Raw genomic sequence first — 19,426 nt, forward strand, 5'->3', positions numbered from 1 at the left:
GTCAAAACACTCCCGCTGCTTGTTGATCCGCATGATACGACGAGCGCACCATCGGGCCACTTGCCACTTGGCTAAAGCCCATTGCTTTGGCAATCACTGCCAGCTCCGCAAATTCATCCGGGGTCACGAAGCGATCAACCGGTAAGTGGTGGCGGCTGGGTTGCAAATATTGCCCCAAGGTCAGCATATCGCAATCGTGATCCCGTAAATCTTGCAGGGTAACAATCACTTCTTCGTTGGTTTCGCCCAGCCCCAGCATTAAACCGGATTTGCTGGGTATGTGCGGAAACCGCTGTTTAAACGCCTTGATCAGGTTCAGTGAATACTGGTAATCCGCACCGGGGCGGGATTGTTTGTACAAGCGCGGCACGGTTTCCATATTGTGGTTGAACACGTCCGGCGGTGCACTTTCGAGAATGTGTAACGCAATTTCCATGCGTCCCCGGAAATCAGGGGTGAGGATTTCGATTTTCAGTTCGGGATTTAATTCACGCGCGGTTTGAATGCACTTGACGAAGTGTTCCGCGCCGCCATCGCGCAAATCATCGCGGTCTACCGAGGTAATCACCACGTAACGCAAGCCCATTGCCTGAATGGTTTGCGCCATATTGAGCGGTTCATCAGCATCCAGCGGTAACGGTTTGCCGTGGGATACATCGCAAAACGGGCAGCGACGTGTGCAAATATCACCCATGATCATAAAGGTTGCCGTACCGTGGGTGAAGCATTCGCCTAAATTCGGGCAGTTCGCTTCCTCGCATACGGTATGCAATTTTTGTTCACGCAACACCGCTTTGAGGCGTTTGACTTCGGGGGTGGACGGAGCTTTAGCCTTGATCCATGCGGGTTTGCGGCGAAATTCGGTGGTCGGCTCAATTTTAATCGGAATGCGAGCCACTTTATCTGCACCGCGTTCTTTATGACCGGGTTCCTTGCGTTCCATAGTAATTCTTGTCTCAGTTGGTGGATTGTCGACACATTATAAGCCGGAATGCCCATATGTGTGCAAACCACGGTATTTGTCGGTGATCTTCCGGGGTGTCAGGGTGATTATTCCTTGCTACACTCTGTCAAAACATCGAATTGACGTGTGACTATGATAAAAATTACCCCCAATATTGATTACGCTTTTGCCTTGGCATTATCCCGCAGCAACATGGCGGACTATTACGCACGACATGGCATGGTCTGGGATGACCCTTGTTATGCGCGATTCTGGGCTGCATCTGAAAATTTCGGACTGTATCAGGCGCAACGTTGCGTCGGTTTGGTGCGTTTGAATGCCTCTGAAACAGTCTGTCATCTTGCTGATTTACAAGTTATTCCTGATGTGCAAGGGCAGGGTGTGGGCAGCTACGCTTTAGACTATATGCGTCAACTTGCCAAAATTCGCGGTAAACAGTCTATGCGTTTGCTGGTGTTTATTGATAACCCGGTGCGTGAATTTTATCAGCGGTGCGGTTTTCGCATCCTTGAGCAGCAAGGGGTGTTTTATTACATGGAATGCGAATTGGGCTAAAGAAAAAGGCGAATCCGAAGATTCGCCCAAGCTGCTGAAACGGGAATTCAGCAGTAGTTAGGAAACATCATTAAGGTGCTTATGCCAAGCCTTCGTTGCCATCCACGTTTTTGAGTTTCGGCGTGTTCAGCTCGATCTTGCCAATGGTCTTTTTGTCGCGCAGGTAATCGGCGACCACTTCCCAGATTTGCTTGTTCTTCGGCACTTCTTCCTGCACGCTTGCCCAACCTGCCACGGGGTAGGTTTTCTTTGCATCCAAGGGTTTGCCATCCAGCATCATGTCGGATACCCGTTCGCCCATTTTAGCGGTCGGGTCAAACGTGAATTTCAAACCGCCGACGCGCACCATGTCACCACCTTGTTGGTAGTAAGGGTCAGCGTTGAACAGGTTATCCGCCACGTCTTCGAGGATGTTCTTGACAGTTTCGCCGGTCATTTCGTTACGTGTGACCGTGCCGTAAGTGATTGCGGTTTGGTCAGCAACGTGTTCAAACGTGATTGGCTGCCCCGGCAGTACGCTTGTGCCCCAACGGAAGCCCGGTGAAAACGCCATCGGCGCATCCAGCTCTTGCATCAGCGCGTCGCAGATCAACTGGTCAAATGTACCGTTGAAGTTGCCACGGCGGTACAATACGTCGTCGCACACCGCGAGTTCTTCCGCCAATTCTTTCTTGTACGGTTCACGGATTTTGTCGATGAGGGTTTGCATGTCCTTGTTGGCTTCCAACAAGTTGGAGAAGACCGGCAGCAATTTGTAACGGAAATCCGCCACTTTGCCGTCTTTCACATCCAGATCGAGCACACCGAGGAATTTGCCGTTGGAACCTGCGTTTGTGACCAGCGTTTTACCGCCTGCATTTTCAACAACCACCGGTTGGAATACGCCATCGTGCGTATGACCGCCCATGATCGCGTCAATGCCGGTGACTTTGCTGGCCATTTTCAGGTCAACGTCCATGCCGTTGTGCGACAGCATAATGACGACTTTCGCGCCTTTGCTACGCGCATCGTCAACCGCTTGCTGCATGTCGTCGTCACGGATACCGAAGCTCCAGTCTGCGACCATGTGTTTGGGGTTGGCAACTGGCACATACGGGAACGCCTGCCCAATAATCGCTACCGGCACGCCGTTGATTTCTTTGATCACGAACGGTTCAAATACGCGCTCATCAAAGTCGTTGCTGAAAACGTTTTGTGCGACAAAATCAATTTTGCCCGCGAAATCTTTCTCGACGATTTCTTTAACGCGATCCGCGCCGAAGGTCATTTCCCAGTGCGGAGTCATTACGTCTACGCCGAGAGCAAGCTGTGCGTCTACCATGTCTTGCGCGTTGGTTTTCAACGCTGTCCACGAACCTTGCCAAGTATCACCGCCGTCCAGCAGCAATGAACCTGGGCGTTGCGCACGTACTTGGTCAACCAAGGTTTTCAGGTGGGCAAACCCGCCGACTTTGCCGTATTTTTTCGCGGCTTCAACGTAATCAATGTAGGTGAAAGCGTGCGCATCCATCGTACCGGCTCCGATGCCGTACTTTTTCAGGAAGTGTTCGCCGACTAAGTGTGGCACTGCGCCTTTCATGCTGCCGATACCCAAGTTGACGTTCGGCTCGCGGAAATAAATCGGCAATAATTGCGCGTGGCAGTCGGTGTAATGCATCAACGATACATTGCCGAAGGCGGGCAGTTCATACGGGTTGCTGGGGGCTTTGACAGCGGTTTTGTCGCCTTCTTTACTGGCATCTGCTGCAAAAGCGTTATTCAGGCTGAAACCGGCAACGCTGGCAGCGGCCAACATTTGCATAAATTCACGACGGGTTAAACTCACGTTTTCTCTCCTCAAACGGGCTGAAGTTATTCTAGCTACAGGGGTAGTGACGGGGTGCAGGTGAAAATATTCCATCTTTTTTGGAATATTTCGTCAATTTTCTGCATCATGTGCATTAGAACCGCTAAGAGAAACTTATAAACCACATGTTTAGTCAGTATTTTCGTTTTAACCGTCTCGACCAGCAGTTGTCGGAACACCGCGCCAAGCTGCATCGCATGGCAGTGGCATGGTGTGGCGATAGCGCGTTAGCCGACGATCTGGTGCAAGACACCCTTGCAAAAGCCCTAGAAAAACAAGAACAACTGAAAGATGAAGCGCGTTTAGGTGCGTGGCTGTACAAAATCCTCCACAACTGCTGGATGGAGCATTTGCGCACCCAAAAGCCGACGCTGGACATCGACGACATGGAGCTAACCTGTACGGATTGCCCCGAAAAACACTTCGCCGATGATCAATTGGTCACGCAAGTGCGTACTGCTGTGGAATCGCTTCCGGTGAATCAATGCCAAGTGATGACGCTGGTGGACTTGGAAGGGTGCAGCTACGAACAAGTTGCCGCGATCCTCGATATTCCGGTAGGAACGGTGATGAGCCGCCTCAGTCGCGCCCGCGAAACCATGAAAAAACGCCTGCAAGGTATCCGTCAAACTGACAACGTTCACTATTTACGGAGAGTGAAATGAATCCCGATCAGCTAACCATCCACGATCGTCTGCACGCATTGGCAGATGGGCAATTGGATGCTGAACAAACCCGTTACGTGTTAGCTCAAGTGGAAACTGACCTTGAGCTGCAAAAAGAATTGTGTGAAATCCAGCGCATCAAACATCTGGTTAAATCGGCTTACCCCTTACCCGCTTTGACCCGTCAGCCCGTGCGTCGCACGCAGGTATGGCAACAAGCGGCGATGTACTTATTGGTGTTCGGCCTGATCTTTCTTGCTGGCGCAGGCAGCAGCCACTACGCCCCGAAATTGTGGCAACCTGAAGGTTTGACACTAGAAAATGCGGCAGCATACGACGACCGTTTCATCGTGTTTCTGGACTCACATGAGCCTGCCAAACTGGAAAAAGCCTTGGTGAAAGCCGAAAATCTAGCGCAACAAGTCGCTCCTAAGGACGGCAGTGTTTACGTCGTTACCAGTGCGGAAGGCATTGATTTATTGCGCCTTGGTACGACCCGGCACGAAGGGCGTATTTTGCAAATGAGCGAACAATACCCGCACCTGAAATTTGTAGCGTGCAGCAATACGCTGTATTCCTTCAAACAACGTAACGAATTGGTCGAACTGGTCAATGACACCGAAGTTGCCCCATCCGCCGTGGAATTTGTGGTAAACCACATGCGCGATGGGTGGCGTTATATTGCGATTTGAATAGACTGCATTCCCAGCATTTTGGCGGCTAAGTTCAGACGTTTGTCGAAACAAGCAAACAATAGCGGTAATGGCGTTTGTTGCTGCAAATGCCGTGCTGCTGCGAGATGCACGCTGTCATAGGCACGGAGGGAAAAGGCTTCCGCCAATTCTGCGGCACTTTGCAGTAAGCTCAGGTCAGTTTCGACTTGCAAATAATCGACCCAATCCTCTGCGAATGCTTGTTTTAAGGCTTCAAAGGTGGGCGTGTCCACATCATCTTCACGGTGACGGCGTGCTAATGCTGCATGAAATTCAACAAAGGCAATTTGGTGCGAGGCGATAACGTCCGCTTGCTGTTGAAGTTCGTTAACCACATCAGAATAGGCTTCCTGCACATACAACTTCACGAGGGCGGAAGTGTCCAGATAGAGCAGCATTAGCGCATTTCCAACACAGTATCGGCAAGGGATTTGCCGCGTAATGTGGGGCGTGGTCGATTCAGATTGGGTTTTTTACCCAGCCAATGCACATTGGGAATATTGCCCAGCAATGTTTGAGAAGCAGGAGCGGGGACCGAGATGAGACGTGCTACCACCTGTTTGTAGGAAGTCAGCCATACGGTATGCCCCGCCTGCGCTTGTCGGATGTAATGGGAGGGGTTTACTTTTAGTTCACGGATAGAGATTTGCATGATATACCTAATGAGACTACGTTTTTCAGATAATTATAGTCTCAAGTAGGATTTTTACTAGAGCTTTTTACTGGTGGACTCACCCCAATCCAAATTGTTGCAAGCCTCGCACTCTTCTTTTAGCACGCCCATCCAGACTAACAAGGAGTGCACTTTGCAACCCGCGCAGAAACCCAATACAGTTTCCATCCACATAAATCCAAAACAGACCCACACCATCACCAGTGGAATCCAGGACGGCATGTAGTTGTAGGTTTCAGGAAGTATTTCGCTGCCCGCAACGGCATTGACCCAGCCCGCGAAGATTTCGGGGTTAAAGAAAATCAAACAGGTGATGATAAAACTTGCGCCAATCGACCAAGCAAAACGTTTGGGCAATAACGGCTTCCACACCGGACGTAGATTTTTAGCTAGAAAGCTGCTGAGCAAAATGGTGGGGGAAAGCCGTGAAGTGCTTACAAACATGCCGGAAATCATTTCAAACAGCGCGTAAAGCAGCACCAACGTTTGTGTGCTGTAGTCAAAGGTGCGCTTGATCGCTTCGACATTATACAAAATGTGTCCATCAAAATCGGTTTCGAGCGTGTCGGTAATTACCGCGCCCGTGATTACCCAATCTGAACCGAAGATGGCATCAAACAGCGTGAACGCCATGTAGATGGGAATCGCAAGCAATAGCCCCGCGCGGATGCGCACAGCGGTGTCGTTAATGTAGGGGCTGACTTCGTTGCGGTCGCGAAACCACAGATCCTTGCAGCAAGTGATGATCCAATTGACCATGAGGGTAATTCCTAGCTTGATAAAGCAGAATGGAGCCGAATGAATTCAGCCCCATGCTTGTGCTGCGATTACGGCTTCAGTAACTGATAGCCTTGCGATTGCAAACGGCCTGCTTCCGCTACGCCAGAGGGAATCACGTCTTCCGGTTTGGCATCGTACAAGTCAGCAAACTTGATTTTGCGCCCGGTCAAGGTGTTGTAGCAGATTTGGAATTTCACGCCTTTTTCTTTCAATTCCGCGATTTTAGCGGGCAATTTAGAATCAGCATTCATTTCAACCTGCTTGGCGGTAGTCAGCAAGCCTAAACCATCGCCATTCATCACGACAATTGCGTCGGTTTTCTTGCCGGTTTGCTCCAGTGCTTTGATGTAATTACTGACATTGCCCAGCACGCCGAGGTATTTCTTCTCGTCACCTTCCATTGTGACGTGAACTACCACTTTTTCAGCTCCGGCGTAATAGTCGTCAGCGACTTTGGGCGCAGGCACACCGGGGTCAAACTTGGCTTCGGCGGGTTTGGCATCCGCAGCCGGAGCAGCGGCGGCTTCTGCTTTCGGTTCAGCCGGTTTGGCATCGTCAGCGATTGCAAGACCAGCAACGCTGCTGGCAGTCATCAATAAACCCAGTATGATTGGTTTTAACATGGGTCGTCTCCTCCTACGGTTGATAAAATTGTTCTAATTCAAATTTTGTTTATTGCATTCCTTCCTGTTCCAGCGACAGGTATACCTGATAAGCATTGCGGCGGTTAGCTTCTTCAAATGCAGGCAGGTGGATGAAATCGCCCCAGTCGGTGGCGGCATAAGCTTCGTCAAACGGGGTCATGTCTTCGACGGCTTTGCCCATTGTTTCACGCAGGAATTCGATGTATTGCACCGTGGTTTTAATCACTTCCTGCGGTTTTTTGGACATCGGGCCGTGACCGGGAACCATCGCAGTGAGCTTGCCTTGCGCCATGTCTTTTAAGCGTTCCAGCCAGATTTTGGTATTGGCATCGCCCACGAAAGGCACGCGCCCTTCAAAAATCAAATCACCAATTAGCAATACGCCATCCGGCTCGACCAGCACACTTTGGTCGCCATCAGAATGCGCTTTGCCGTTGAAAATGAGTTTGAGGGTGACACCGCCGAGAGTGATTTCTTCATTGCCATCGACATAACGGTCGGGTTTAACCAAGCGGGTGTCAGCATTGACCCACGGGGCAAGGTCTGCGCGACGCGAAGCCAGCAAGGTTTCGGCGTTTTCAGAATTGAGATATTCCTCAGCACCGGCAGGGGCGATGATTTCCGCGCCTAAGTCTTTGAATACTTGTAAGCCGTAAATATGGTCGGCGTGATAATGGCTGACAATCACCTTTTTCACCGGCTTGTCAGTCACTTTTTTGAGTTTTTGCAGGAATAATTGCGCCAAGGCTGGCGTGCCAAGGGTGTCGAATAAAATTACGCCTTCGTCAGTGACAATCACCGCAGCGTTGGAAATGAAACCGTGGTTTTGGGTGGCAGCACCTGGTGCGCCTTGCACATAGTAAACGTGTTCGGAAACTTTGATCAGCTCCATCACGACGGGGGGCAGTTTGTCATCAGCATGGGCATTCAGCCCGATGGTTAAACAGAGAAGGGTAAAGAATGCGGCGATAACGCGCATGAGTCCTCCGGTAAAGCGTGACAGTTGGGGGCGTGTGTGGGGCAGTGATCAGTGGTTATGGTTGTTTATGGTAGAGACGCAAAATTTTGCGTCTCTACGCGGGCGGCGCAGATTACGCTACATCTGCTTCAGCAGAATCTTTCTCGCCTTTGTTGTCGGTCCAAGACAGCTTGATCTTGTCACCGGCTTTGCCTTTGTAGCTAAAAGCGAGGTACGGGTTTTTAGAAACGGAACCACCCCAGTTAGCGGTGAGGACAGTTTTGTCACCAGCGGTCACGATGATTTCTTTAATGAAATGCGCCGGAACCAGTTCGCCAGTTTTCTTGTCCTTACGTTGCCCAGTTTCCATTGGGTGCGTCATCAGTGCCTTGACTTCGACGCTATCGCCTTCTGCTTTGGCTTTGAGTTTAATGCTAGACATGTGTGTTCTCCCCTAATTAACCGCCGCAGCCGCCGATGGTGACTTTGACTTCCTGTTTCGCTGAATAGGCTTTATCGCCTGCTTTGACTAAAGCCACTACGTTTGCGGTTTTGCCCATTTTGATACGGGTAGACGCAGTAGGGTTAGCACCTTCACCGAGGATGAACGTTGCTGCCAGCGGGGTTGGGTTGCCATCTACCAGCAAGCTGATTTCTTTCACGTCAGCGATAGTGGTAGTCACTTCAACCGGTACAACCGCACCGTTTTCAGCGATTTCAGGGGCTTTAATGGTAATGTCTTTCGACTCTTCCGGGGTAACAGCCATCGCTTTGAGTGCGTCGTCCATTGATTTTGCATCAAATGCACCGCCGCCTTCTGCCATAACCATGCTTGGAGTCAGCAAGCCTGCGCTGACCGCAAGACCAGCCGCACCGGCTGCCAGTGTGCCTTGCAAAAATGTTCTGCGTTTCATAATTCCTCTCTACAACGTGTTGTCATACTTGCTGTGTTATCAGGGTTACATGATTTTTAGTGGCAACCGCTGACTCACTCAGGGTTAGATGCGGAAACGGTGAAGAATATTCCGTTTTTGTAAAAAATAGTTGGGTGGAAGTATTGCACAATAAAAACCCGGCCTGAGCCGGGTTTCTTCGATTGTCAGATCGAATTGAAGCGGTTACTTACGTGAACCGGGGCCGTTCCATTCCAAGCCGTTGGACATATAAGTCAGGAAGTATTCCAGAGCTTTATATTCGTCGCTTTGTGCTTTGAAGTTGTTAGCACGAACCATCGTGTTGCAACCCATGAAACGGTTATGCAGTGTGGTGATTTCACCATCCGCAGAACGGTAAGTAGGCCAGTGAGTCACATGACCAACCGCAGGGCTAAGCAAATCCGCGCGGATCATTTTACCTGCATTGTTGGTGTGGCAATCTGCACAAGACATATTCAACTGACCACGCTTGGCGTAGTAGAAGTTTTTGCCTTTGTCGTACCATGCAACCGCTTTGCCTTCTGGTGTCGCGACTTCGATTTTGCTACCACGATTTTCCATCGCGATATGCGCCATCAACTGTGCGATTTTACCTTTGTTCAGTAACGGCTTGCCTTCTTTGTCGACAAAGCCTTCACCATCACCGTCTGTTTTGCACGCATTCAACGCGCCTTCCAATGTGACAATGGTGTCTTTTTCGGCATCGTACATAGGGTATTTAGTGCGCAGCGTTTTGATGTCGCCCATGCACTCCGCGTAGGTTTTGCCGTTTTTCAACGGTTTTTCCCACATTGCCTTACCTGCATCAACATCAGGTTCGTAAGGGGGGAACTCTTCCATTGTCTGCCACTGTTCTTTCAGATTCGGATCCAGTGCGTAAGCACCGTCTTTGAAATCTGCGAACGGAACATCTTTAAAGGCTTCTTTAAAGTGACCTTGGAAGGCAGCTAAATCTTCTGTCGGACCTGCTTGTGCTGTGCTGAACGCAGAAGCTGCTAAAGCCAGTGCAACGGCTACCGCTGTAAATGCTTTTTTCATGAAAACCTCCACGTAATTAAGCGACATCTGCTTCAGCAGAATCTTTCTCGCCTTTGTTGTCGGTCCAAGACAGCTTGATCTTGTCACCGGCTTTGCCTTTGTAGCTAAAAGCGAGGTACGGGTTTTTAGAAACGGAACCACCCCAGTTAGCGGTGAGGACAGTTTTGTCACCAGCGGTCACGATGATTTCTTTAATGAAATGCGCCGGAACCAGTTCGCCAGTTTTCTTATCCTTACGTTGCCCAGTTTCCATTGGGTGCGTCATCAGTGCCTTGACTTCGACGCTATCGCCTTCTGCTTTGGCTTTGAGTTTAATGCTAGACATGTGTGTTCTCCCCTAATTAACCGCCGCAGCCGCCGATGGTGACTTTGACTTCCTGTTTCGCTGAATAGGCTTTATCGCCTGCTTTGACTAAAGCCACTACGTTTGCGGTTTTGCCCATTTTGATACGGGTAGACGCAGTAGGGTTAGCACCTTCACCGAGGATGAACGTTGCTGCCAGCGGGGTTGGGTTGCCATCTACCAGCAAGCTGATTTCTTTCACGTCAGCGATAGTGGTAGTCACTTCAACCGGTACAACCGCACCGTTTTCAGCGATTTCAGGGGCTTTAATGGTAATGTCTTTCGACTCTTCCGGGGTAACAGCCATCGCTTTGAGTGCGTCGTCCATTGATTTTGCATCAAATGCACCGCCGCCTTCTGCCATAACCATGCTTGGAGTCAGCAAGCCTGCGCTGACCGCAAGACCAGCCGCACCGGCTGCCAGTGTGCCTTGCAAAAATGTTCTGCGTTTCATAATTCCTCTCTCCAGAATTTGAGCAAATCTTAGTATTACAGGGTTGAAATGAAGTCCACAACTTTGTCCAATTGTTCATCGTTCAGAATGCCCATTGGGCCGAACGGAATCATAATGGTGTTGGGATTTGCAACGCGAGCATCGTAGATTTGCGCTTTCAGTTTCGCCTTATCAGGGAAGCGGGCAGCCATACCGATTAATGGCGGGCCAATGTTGCCGGGCAGTTCGCCGCCAGCAATCATGTGGCAAGCCAAGCAGTTACCCATAGCGCGGTCAAACGCGAGGTCTTTGCCGGTGACTTCCTTCTTCTCTTCTTTTTTAGGTTCCTCTGCCTTTTTGACAGGATCAGCCGCGTACACGGATGTCATGCCTGCATTCACAGCCAAAACCGAAACGGCTACTGACATTGCCAAAGTGCGAAATAGTTTTCGCATGATTACCTCCTCTCTAACAGAAATATCACTATCGAAGCCCGGACCCAAGCGAAGGTGAAGTGCTGCGCGATCACAACCAGCCCCTTTGCGCATTGAGATATGTCAAGACTTGGAATCGCAGCTTAACCGATTGTTTCCACTCACGCAAAAAAAACTTAATGAAATGAAGTATTTATAAGTATATTATTAAATAGTGAATTTCTGATATGGAAAATTTGAGAAACATCATTGATATTTCTCAAATTTTAACAAAAAAGTAAGCGGGTCTAGTATTGCACTAGGGATTGCCGACTTTATAACCTGTGCGGATTTCGCGGGTTGCATCAAGAATCAGCCCGTAACTGACTTTATCAGTGACTTTATAGATCACCAAATTCGCTGCTTTTTCGGGTGGAAGCTGACTTTCGACAGGAATAACCGCGCCCTCGCGCGTTTTGCGCAGGGTATGAGGGTCGTTAACGGTTTTACCTTGCGCGTAAAGGCCGAGCGTATGACCCACCTGAATATTGTCACGATGCCCTTTATTAATGGTGGCAATCATGTGAGTGCCGCTAACCGCCTCCGCATCAAACAGGGAAATCACATCGGCACGCACGGTAAAGTTCGGCATATGAATCGGTACATTGAGGTACGCAGTTTCGTCAACCGGCTGGAACACCCGATCCCCTTGGCGGATTTCGCGAATGGCTTCGACCACGGTAGCCGTAGAAGGATCGCCAATGCGGGTAACACGGCTATAACCGTTATAGATCACTTCATAGCCCAATAGCGCACCGGTTTGCGGGTCGTGTAAGGCTTTATTCGGGGTGAACAATGCGCAACGGCTGCCCTGTGGGGTGTCGCGCAGATTTTTGATGTAAATCGTCTCGCCGGAACCAATCAACGTGTGATTGTCTTGAGAAGCCAGCAAGTACGGTGCGTTTTTAATAGTGGCTTCATCCAGTACGCGCGGCCATGCCATGAATGGGGTGAGGCTGGAAATGGGTTCGCCGGAGCCATGACGGTCAATGCGAATACGCGGAACCAGTTTGTTACCGTTACCTTGCGCGTATTCCAAATGCAGCACATCACCGGGGTAGATCAGGTGCGGGTTTTTGATGCGCTGGTTTTTATCCCAGACTTCCGGCCAATACCAAGGGGTATTGAGGAATTTACGGGCAATGCCCCACAGCGTATCGCCTTTTTGTACCACGTAACTGCGCGGTGCGGCAGGGTTTACCACAATGTCGCTGTGGGAGATGGTATTGCGTGAAGTAGTTTCCGGTTGCCCGTAATAGCGGTCGTAAGGGTCGTGTTCCGGCTTATTCGGGGTTGCGCCGCATCCGCTCAAAACAGCGGCAGAAGCGGTGCTGACTAACAATGCTTTCCAGAAAAAGGAAGAAGAATGCCTCATGGTGGTATCCTTGTGGTTATTATGTGTTGGAGGTTGCGGTTTATAATAAACTACGGTTGGAAAAACATTCAGAACTTTTAGATTTTCGGTATTTATCAATGGCAGTATTAAACATTTTACATCACCCAGACGCGCGTTTACGTCGCAAAGCTGCTCCCGTAGCGGCGGTGGACGCGGCATTACAACAATTCGTGGATGACATGTTTGAAACCATGTACGCCAACCAAGGCATTGGTTTGGCAGCAACGCAGGTCAATAGCTTGCGGCGCGTGGTTACTATCGACATCTCTGAGCATAAAGATGAGCGTTTATGCTTGATCAACCCTGAAATTATCCACAAAGAAGGCGAGATTGAGCATGAGGAAGGCTGTTTGTCAGTGCCGGATTACTACGACAAAGTAACCCGTGCCGAGCGTATCCGGGTGCAAGCCTTGAATCGTGCCGGTGAAACGTTGGAGTTGGAAGCGGATGGCTTGCTGGCGATTTGCATTCAGCATGAAATTGACCATCTGGATGGCAAGTTGTTTGTGGATTACCTGTCGACCTTAAAGCAACAGCGGGTGCGCAAAAAAATGGAAAAGTGGGAAAAAGAAAATGCAGGCAAGCCCGCCAAAGCAGAAGCACAGGCGGCGGCTGAATGAGTTTACGGATTGTTTATGCCGGAACCCCTGACTTTGCGGTTCCCGCTTTAAAAGCCTTGTTAGCGTCACCGCATCAAGTGGTGGCGGTCTATTGCCAGCCGGATCGTCCCGCTGGTCGTGGGCGCAAGCTGACCTTTGGTGCAGTCAAGCAAGTCGCGGTGGATGCCGGAATTCCAGTGGAACAGCCGTTATCATTAAAACCGTTGGAGGCGCAGGAAACCTTACGCGCGTATGCGCCGGATGTCATGATAGTGGCGGCGTATGGTTTGATTTTGCCGCAAAGTGTCTTGGATATACCGCGTTATGGTTGCTTGAATATTCATGGTTCGTTGTTACCGCGCTGGCGTGGAGCAGCTCCGATTCAGCGGGCGATTTACGCAGGGGATGCGCAAACCGGCGTTACCATTATGCAAATGGCGGCGGGTTTGGATACCGGCGATATGTTGCATACGGTGGTTTGCCCCATTACCGCGCAAGATGGCGGACAAAGTATTCACGATAAATTAGCGGAACTGGGGGCGAGTGCGCTGCTGGAGACACTGGATGTGTTAATGGCGGGGCAGTTACAGCCGCAGGTGCAAGACGAGGCTTTAGCCAATTACGCGCATAAATTGCAAAAAAGCGAAGCGGAAATTGACTGGGCACAGCCCGCCGTTACGATTGACCGGATGATTCGGGCGTTTGATGCGTATCCGACGGCTTACACTTTGTATCACGGGCAACCATTACGGTTTTTCGCTTCTTCGATTCCTCCTCTTGCTCCCTGTTCCCCTGCTTCCCCCGGTACAGTCATTGCAGAAAGCAAGGCTGGGATTGATATTGCCACCGGTGATGGCGTGGTGCGGGTGACGAGTTTGCAAATGCCGGGTGGTAAGCGTTTATCAGCGGCGGAATTTCTCAATGGACGCTCGTTATTAGGAGAATGCTTTTGAGTACTCGCGCTACTGCTGCCCGTGTGTTGCAACAGGTTATTTACGAAGGGGATTCGCTGACCGAGGTATTGCAACAGCCGTTGGCGCAGGCGATTGCGGCGGCGGAACAGCCGTTGCTGCGCGATCTGTGCTTTGGCAGTTTGCGCTGGCACGAACGCTTGAGCGCGGTCTTGAAACAACTGGTCACTAAACCGCTCAAACCCGCTGATAAAGATGTGGAATGTTTGTTGCGGGTCGGTTTGTATCAGTTGATTTACCAGCGTACCCCTGATCACGCGGCGGTGAATGAAACCGTCAAAGCGGTAAAAAAGCTCGGTAAAGGCTGGGCGGAAAAGCTGGTTAATGGCGTGTTACGACGGTTTTTGCGCGAACGTGAGGCATTGTTGAGCGCGGCAGATCGGCAGGAAACCGCATTGTATGCGTTTCCGGCGTGGTTATTGGCGCGGGTGCAGCGTGCTTGGCCTACGGATTGGAAAAACATTGTGCAAGCCAGCAATACACACGCCGCAATGACGTTGCGGGTGAATCAACGTCAGTACACGGCGGCGGCTTACCAAGCGCAGTTAACCGCGCAAGGGGTAGCGGCGGATACGGTTGAATGCGTTGCCAGTGCTTTGAATTTACATAAAGCGGTGGGTGTGGAATTGTTGCCGGGGTTTGCGCAGGGCGCGGTGTCGGTGCAAGACGCGGCGGCGCAATTGGCGGCGTTGTTACTCGATTGCCAGCCCGGAATGCGGGTGTTGGATGCGTGCGCGGCTCCCGGTGGTAAGACGGGGCATTTGCTGGAACATACGGATGAGTTGCAGCTTACCGCGTTAGATAGTAGTGCCTCGCGTTTGTTGCGGGTCACGGAAAATCTTCAGCGATTGCAATTGAATGCGCACACGGTGGCGGCGGATGCGGGTGATGTGGCGAGCTGGTGGGATGGTCAGGCGTTTGAGCGTATTTTGCTGGACGCGCCATGTTCGGCTACCGGAGTGATTCGTCGTCACCCGGATATTAAAGTGTTGCGGCGTGATAGCGATATTACGGCATTACAACAGGAGCAGGCGCGGTTATTACGGGCATTATGGCAAACGTTAAAACCGGGCGGACATTTGTTGTACGCAACCTGTTCGATTTTGCCGGAAGAAAACAGTCAGCAAATTGCGGCATTTGTGGCGGAATACCCCGATGCGCAAGTGTTACCGCTGGGTGATTCATGGGGGCACGCAATGGCCTTTGGGCGACAAATTTTACCGGGGGATGCGGGGATGGATGGTTTTTACTATGCTTTGTTGCGTAAGCAACACGGGGAGCAAAGCGCGTGAGCAAAGTCATCGGGGTGCGATGGTTGTTAGGCGTATTTTTGTGCGTTTGGCTGAGTACAGCAGCGTCTGGCGTGACTCCGGGAATCAGTTTCCGAGGGTTTGCGGTGACTGAGGGGGAATCGCCGCGCACGTTGGTGACACAGGTGCAACTCGATTACCAACTGACTCAATATTTACGCGATGGCTTGCTCAATGGCATGACCTTGGAAAACGCGGTGACGTTTGGTTTGGAATGGCATCAAACTTGGTGGTGGAACACCCAGCGGCATTTAGCGAGTGTGAAATCGGAATTGAAATATCACCCGTTAACTAAGCAATACCAGTTGGTGCGTTTGGATACCGGCGAAGACTGGAGTTTTTCAACGTTAATCGCAGCTTTGGAACAGATGGGGCATTTGGAAGATTACCCGTTGCCTGCATTGCCGCAGAATGCTTACGGTAATGATGCGTCGTTGGTGGTTGGCGTGCGCTTGAGTCCCAAAACGCTGCATTTACCGTTGAAGATACAGGCATTATTTTCTGATCGTTACGCCTTGGAAAGCGAAGGAGTCATGTGGCCGATTCCCTAAAAAGCCGAGTTTGGCAATGGTTGCCGGTAGCATTGATTTTTCTGCTGCTGTTGGCCTCCTTGTCGCTGTTAAATATGGCGACCATTGGCCCTGAGAACGCCGCACGTTACGGCAACTGGCATTTTTATCTGAGTGCGTTCATCTTATTGCTGTTAACTCTGATTATTTTAGGTAATTTGGTGCGGGTATTTTACCAATGGCGCACTCATCAGGCGGGTTCGCGTTTTACCTTGCGCTTAATGAGCAGCTTTTTGGTATTGAGTTTATTGCCGGTGCTGGTGGTGTCATTGTTTTCGATCAATTTGATTGGGGAACGCATTGACCGCTGGTTTTCGGTATCGGTGGAACGCGCTTTGGACGACTCCATCGAATTAAGTGAAATCGCCTTGAATACCCGTAATCGCCAACATTTAGCCGAATTAGAACGTTTGAAACTGGCGATTGCTGGTTTGGATCGGCAGTCGATTGCACCGTTGTTGGAGCAGTTTTTGTTACTGGGGGCGCGGGAAGTATTTTTGCTGGATAACTCGAACAATATGGTGGTGCTGGCGTTGGCGGATAACAGCGCGTTGATTCCACGTTTGCCGGATCGTGGTGTGTTTCAAGCCCTGAAGTTGCGTGATTATTATGCCAAGTTGGAGCCGATTGGGACAAAAGTAGTGTCATCACGGGTAGCAATGCGGGTGCGTTACGGCCTTGAAAACCAGCAGGAAGGTATTTTAACCGCGTTGTTTCCGATTTCAGAGCGTGAGCAAAGTCTGGCAAATAGCGTGGGCAGTGCGCGTAATGAATACAAGCAACTGAATTTTCAACGTAATGCCACTAAAGATGCATTTCGGTTGATGATTGTGGTGATTATGGTGCTGACGGTGTTATTCGCGTTGTGGGCAGCTTTTATTTTCTCACGGCGGTTAACCCGCCCGGTACGGACTTTAGTCGAAGGCACATTGGCGGTAGCGGCCGGTGATTTGCAAAAGAAATTGCCGGTGTCGGAAAAAGACGATTTCAGTTTGCTGGCGCGGTCGTTTAATACCATGACCAAACGCTTGTCGGATGCGCAACAAGAACGTGAGCAAACTCGTCGTCAACTTCAGCAGGAACACGATTATTTACACGTGGTGCTGGAACATTTGTCATCAGGGGTTATTACGCTGGATGAAGCCGGGGTCATCCGGCGGGTGAATAGCGCGGCGGGCAGTATTTTGCGGCATCCCTTATTGGCGTATGTGGGCAAGCCCCTGGCTGAGGTGCTAAGTGATATGCCTGCGTTGCATCCGTTTTTGCAGGTGGTGCAGCCACGTTTGGCGGTGCAGGGCGGCGCGGAATGGCAGTCTGAAATTACCTTGACGACGGAAAGCGGGCGACAATTGCTGGTGTGTCGTGGTGCATCTTTGCCGGTGGATGCCTCGGAGCGGCGCGGTTCGGTGTTGGTGTTTGACGATGTGACCGATTTGATTCAGGCCGAACACGATGCAGCATGGGGCGAAGTGGCGCGGCGTTTGGCTCATGAAATCAAAAATCCGCTGACCCCGATTCAACTTTCCGCTGAACGTTTAGCGCGTAAATTAGCCGGGGAATTGGGTGAAGACTCGGCGAGTTTCCTCAAGCGCATGACTAATACCATTGTGCAACAGGTCGATAACCTCAAGTTAATGGTGAATGCTTTCAGTGAGTATGCGCGTGCCCCCGCGTTGCATTTACAGCGCGTTGATTTAAACGTGTTGGTGCAGGAAGTAGTGGAGTTGTACCGGGTCAATGATTCCAAAGTGACACTGAAACTGGAGTTAGATAGCACGGTTCCGGTATTAAAACTCGATATGAACCGTATTCGTCAATTACTGGTAAACCTGATTAAAAACGCCTTAGAAGCGTTGGAAGAAAACCCTGTTGCCAATCCTAGCGTTATCTTGCGCACTGCCTATCATGCGGATACTAAGCAGGTGTCGCTGTGCGTACACGATAACGGCCCCGGTATTCCGGCGGAATTATTGCCGCGCTTATTCGAGCCGTATGTCACCAGTAAACACAAGGGTACGGGGCTGGGTTTGGCAATTGTGAAAAAGATTGTGGAAGAACACGCCGGACATCTGACCGCGCGTAACCATGAAAGCGGAGGTGCTATGCTTAGTATCAGGTTTTCAACAGGATCACTTGAGGACACCCTCACCCCAACCCCGAAGGAGCAGGGATAATGACAGCACAATACATCATGGTGGTGGATGACGAACCCGACATTCGCCAGCTCGTTGGTGAAATCCTCGAAGACGAGGGTTATCGGGTCGTCGTCGCCGAAAACGCGATTAAGGCGCGTGAATTACACCGCAGCCGCAAACCCGATTTGATCTTGCTCGACATTTGGATGCCGGGGCAGGACGGTATTTCCTTGCTCAAGGAATGGCGCGAAAGCGAAAGCTTGTGTTGCCCGGTGATTATGATGTCAGGGCACGGCACGATTGAAACTGCTGTGGAAGCCACGAAGCTGGGGGCTTACGATTTCATTGAAAAGCCGTTGTCGATGGCGAAAATGCTGCTGACGATCAGCAATGCTTTGCGTGTGAGTCAGTTGGAACAGGAAAACCGGGGCTTACGTAAACAGGTAACAACGTCGCCCGATCCGGTCGGTTCGAGTCAGGTAATGCAACGCCTGCGCGAACAAGCCAAACGCATTGCTCAGCACGATCCGCGTGTGCTGCTTTACGGCGAACCGGGGGTGGGTAAGGAGTCGTTTGCGCGTTACATCCATTCACGCAGTGCGCGTAAAGACCGTCCGTTTGTGCGTGCTGCCTTATCGGTGGGCAGTAATGCCGGAGCGATTGTCGGCAAGTTACTGTTTGGTGCGGAAGACAATGGCAAGGTGCAATACGGTTTGCTTGATGAAGCTAATGGTGGCGTGCTGTATTTAGCAGAAATCTTTGAGCTGGACGGTGATACCCAAGTGCGCTTGTTAAACGCTTTGAAAGAGCGGCGTTTTATGCGCAGCGGTGGCAATGAATGGGTAGACTTGGATGTGAGTTTAATGGCTTCATCCACTCACGATTTGCAGGATGATGTCGTCGGCGGCAAGTTTAACGAGGAATTGTATTACTTGCTGAATGTGGTTCCGTTAATGATTCCACCGTTACGTGATCATCCCGAAGATGTCCCGGAATTGCTGAATCATTATGTGGATGTGTTAACCGCGCAGGATGGCTTGCCTTACCGCCATATTTCTTTGTCGGCGCAAAATTTCCTGCGTAATCATACTTGGCACGGCAATATCCGCGAATTGCGTAATCTGGTGCAACGCTTATTGATTTTAGGCACCGAAACCGAAGTGTCGCTGGAAGAAGTGGAAGAATCCATTGGCCCGCGTATTCCGGTATTTTCCGAAGCCTTGGGCAAAATTCCTGAAAGCTTATTTGAAATGCCATTACGTCAGGCTCGAGAACAGTTTGAACACGATTATTTGATTTACCAATTGAAACAAGCCGACGGTAATGTCAGTAAATTAGCGGATCAGGTCAAAATGGAGCGTACCCATTTATACCGCAAAATGCGTTCGTTAAACGTTGACCCGAAAAAATACGGCTTGCGGTAAGT

At 50.5% G+C, this 19,426-nt stretch carries 23 protein-coding genes; 9 read left to right on the plus strand and 14 right to left on the minus strand.

Going from position 1 to position 19,426, the window contains the following annotated elements; all coding sequences use genetic code 11:
- Window position 1: 1 nt before the first annotated feature.
- Complete coding sequence (gene lipA / locus J9260_RS16950) at window positions 2-943, minus strand: lipoyl synthase (RefSeq protein WP_210218884.1); 942 nt, start codon at window positions 941-943, stop codon at window positions 2-4.
- A gap of 153 nt (window positions 944-1,096) precedes the next feature.
- Here lipA and J9260_RS16955 point away from each other — a divergent pair, with 153 nt between their 5' ends.
- Window positions 1,097-1,519, plus strand: a complete 423-nt coding sequence (locus J9260_RS16955; protein ID WP_246499793.1) for a GNAT family N-acetyltransferase — start codon at window positions 1,097-1,099, stop codon at window positions 1,517-1,519.
- A gap of 79 nt (window positions 1,520-1,598) precedes the next feature.
- On the opposite strand, the gene soxB is transcribed toward J9260_RS16955, so the two are convergent.
- Window positions 1,599-3,344 (minus strand): thiosulfohydrolase SoxB, encoded by a 1,746-nt coding sequence (gene soxB, locus J9260_RS16960; RefSeq protein WP_210218886.1) that lies wholly within the window; start codon window positions 3,342-3,344, stop codon window positions 1,599-1,601.
- A gap of 146 nt (window positions 3,345-3,490) precedes the next feature.
- On the opposite strand from soxB, the gene J9260_RS16965 reads away from it, so the two are divergent.
- Together J9260_RS16965 and J9260_RS16970 are read left to right on the plus strand one after the other, a co-directional pair.
- Window positions 3,491-4,030: an RNA polymerase sigma factor gene (locus tag J9260_RS16965; RefSeq protein WP_202715545.1), complete on the plus strand. Its 540-nt coding sequence runs from the start codon at window positions 3,491-3,493 to the stop codon at window positions 4,028-4,030.
- Window positions 4,027-4,722, plus strand: coding sequence for a hypothetical protein (locus J9260_RS16970; protein WP_210218887.1), 696 nt, complete (start codon window positions 4,027-4,029; stop codon window positions 4,720-4,722). The genes J9260_RS16965 and J9260_RS16970 overlap by 4 nt, the downstream gene beginning before the upstream one ends.
- Here the strand turns inward: J9260_RS16970 and J9260_RS16975 are convergent.
- The 12 genes from J9260_RS16975 to J9260_RS17030 form a co-directional block, all read right to left on the minus strand.
- On the minus strand, window positions 4,707-5,141 hold the full coding sequence (locus tag J9260_RS16975; protein ID WP_210218888.1) for a type II toxin-antitoxin system VapC family toxin: 435 nt from the start codon (window positions 5,139-5,141) through the stop codon (window positions 4,707-4,709). The two genes, J9260_RS16970 and J9260_RS16975, sit on opposite strands and share 16 nt — an antisense overlap.
- Window positions 5,141-5,395: a type II toxin-antitoxin system Phd/YefM family antitoxin gene (locus J9260_RS16980; protein ID WP_210218889.1), complete on the minus strand. Its 255-nt coding sequence runs from the start codon at window positions 5,393-5,395 to the stop codon at window positions 5,141-5,143. Before J9260_RS16980 ends, J9260_RS16975 begins: the two co-directional genes overlap by 1 nt.
- 57 nt (window positions 5,396-5,452) lie before the next feature.
- Entirely contained in the window at window positions 5,453-6,175 is a 723-nt protein-coding gene (locus J9260_RS16985; protein ID WP_210218890.1) for a DUF4395 domain-containing protein, read from the minus strand.
- Window positions 6,176-6,243: 68 nt separating this feature from the next.
- Window positions 6,244-6,819: a DsrE family protein gene (locus tag J9260_RS16990; protein WP_210218891.1), complete on the minus strand. Its 576-nt coding sequence runs from the start codon at window positions 6,817-6,819 to the stop codon at window positions 6,244-6,246.
- A gap of 49 nt (window positions 6,820-6,868) precedes the next feature.
- Window positions 6,869-7,819, minus strand: a complete 951-nt coding sequence (locus J9260_RS16995) for an MBL fold metallo-hydrolase (protein WP_210218892.1) — start codon at window positions 7,817-7,819, stop codon at window positions 6,869-6,871.
- Between the two features lie 112 nt (window positions 7,820-7,931).
- Complete coding sequence (gene soxZ, locus J9260_RS17000; RefSeq protein ID WP_210218893.1) at window positions 7,932-8,240, minus strand: thiosulfate oxidation carrier complex protein SoxZ; 309 nt, start codon at window positions 8,238-8,240, stop codon at window positions 7,932-7,934.
- 16 nt (window positions 8,241-8,256) lie between these two features.
- Window positions 8,257-8,712: a thiosulfate oxidation carrier protein SoxY gene (gene soxY, locus J9260_RS17005; protein WP_210218894.1), complete on the minus strand. Its 456-nt coding sequence runs from the start codon at window positions 8,710-8,712 to the stop codon at window positions 8,257-8,259.
- A gap of 204 nt (window positions 8,713-8,916) precedes the next feature.
- Window positions 8,917-9,771 carry a sulfur oxidation c-type cytochrome SoxA gene (gene soxA / locus J9260_RS17010; RefSeq protein ID WP_210218895.1) on the minus strand — a complete coding sequence of 285 codons (855 nt, stop codon included), beginning with the start codon at window positions 9,769-9,771 and terminating at the stop codon, window positions 8,917-8,919.
- Between the two features lie 16 nt (window positions 9,772-9,787).
- On the minus strand, window positions 9,788-10,096 hold the full coding sequence (soxZ, locus tag J9260_RS17015) for a thiosulfate oxidation carrier complex protein SoxZ (protein ID WP_210218893.1): 309 nt from the start codon (window positions 10,094-10,096) through the stop codon (window positions 9,788-9,790).
- A gap of 16 nt (window positions 10,097-10,112) precedes the next feature.
- Window positions 10,113-10,568 (minus strand): thiosulfate oxidation carrier protein SoxY, encoded by a 456-nt coding sequence (gene soxY / locus J9260_RS17020; protein ID WP_210218894.1) that lies wholly within the window; start codon window positions 10,566-10,568, stop codon window positions 10,113-10,115.
- Window positions 10,569-10,603: 35 nt separating this feature from the next.
- A complete protein-coding gene (gene soxX / locus J9260_RS17025; RefSeq protein ID WP_210218896.1) occupies window positions 10,604-11,002 on the minus strand; it encodes a sulfur oxidation c-type cytochrome SoxX in 399 nt (132 codons plus the stop codon).
- A 277-nt stretch (window positions 11,003-11,279) separates the two neighbouring features.
- Window positions 11,280-12,395 (minus strand): LysM peptidoglycan-binding domain-containing protein, encoded by a 1,116-nt coding sequence (locus tag J9260_RS17030; RefSeq protein ID WP_210218897.1) that lies wholly within the window; start codon window positions 12,393-12,395, stop codon window positions 11,280-11,282.
- A gap of 98 nt (window positions 12,396-12,493) precedes the next feature.
- Here J9260_RS17030 and def point away from each other — a divergent pair, with 98 nt between their 5' ends.
- The 6 genes from def to J9260_RS17060 are packed head-to-tail and all read left to right on the plus strand — an operon-like array spanning window position 12,494 to window position 19,424.
- Entirely contained in the window at window positions 12,494-13,036 is a 543-nt protein-coding gene (gene def, locus J9260_RS17035) for a peptide deformylase (RefSeq protein WP_210218898.1), read from the plus strand.
- Entirely contained in the window at window positions 13,033-13,968 is a 936-nt protein-coding gene (gene fmt, locus J9260_RS17040; RefSeq protein WP_210218899.1) for a methionyl-tRNA formyltransferase, read from the plus strand. The genes def and fmt overlap by 4 nt, the downstream gene beginning before the upstream one ends.
- Window positions 13,959-15,278, plus strand: coding sequence for a 16S rRNA (cytosine(967)-C(5))-methyltransferase RsmB (rsmB, locus tag J9260_RS17045; RefSeq protein WP_343231186.1), 1,320 nt, complete (start codon window positions 13,959-13,961; stop codon window positions 15,276-15,278). Before fmt ends, rsmB begins: the two co-directional genes overlap by 10 nt.
- Complete coding sequence (locus J9260_RS17050; RefSeq protein WP_210218901.1) at window positions 15,275-15,847, plus strand: DUF4390 domain-containing protein; 573 nt, start codon at window positions 15,275-15,277, stop codon at window positions 15,845-15,847. Before rsmB ends, J9260_RS17050 begins: the two co-directional genes overlap by 4 nt.
- Complete coding sequence (locus J9260_RS17055) at window positions 15,832-18,039, plus strand: sensor histidine kinase (protein ID WP_210218902.1); 2,208 nt, start codon at window positions 15,832-15,834, stop codon at window positions 18,037-18,039. The genes J9260_RS17050 and J9260_RS17055 overlap by 16 nt, the downstream gene beginning before the upstream one ends.
- Complete coding sequence (locus tag J9260_RS17060) at window positions 18,039-19,424, plus strand: sigma-54-dependent transcriptional regulator (protein ID WP_210218903.1); 1,386 nt, start codon at window positions 18,039-18,041, stop codon at window positions 19,422-19,424. The genes J9260_RS17055 and J9260_RS17060 overlap by 1 nt, the downstream gene beginning before the upstream one ends.
- Window positions 19,425-19,426: the final 2 nt, after the last annotated feature.

This window comes from Thiothrix unzii (assembly GCF_017901175.1).
Lineage (GTDB): Bacteria > Pseudomonadota > Gammaproteobacteria > Thiotrichales > Thiotrichaceae > Thiothrix > Thiothrix unzii.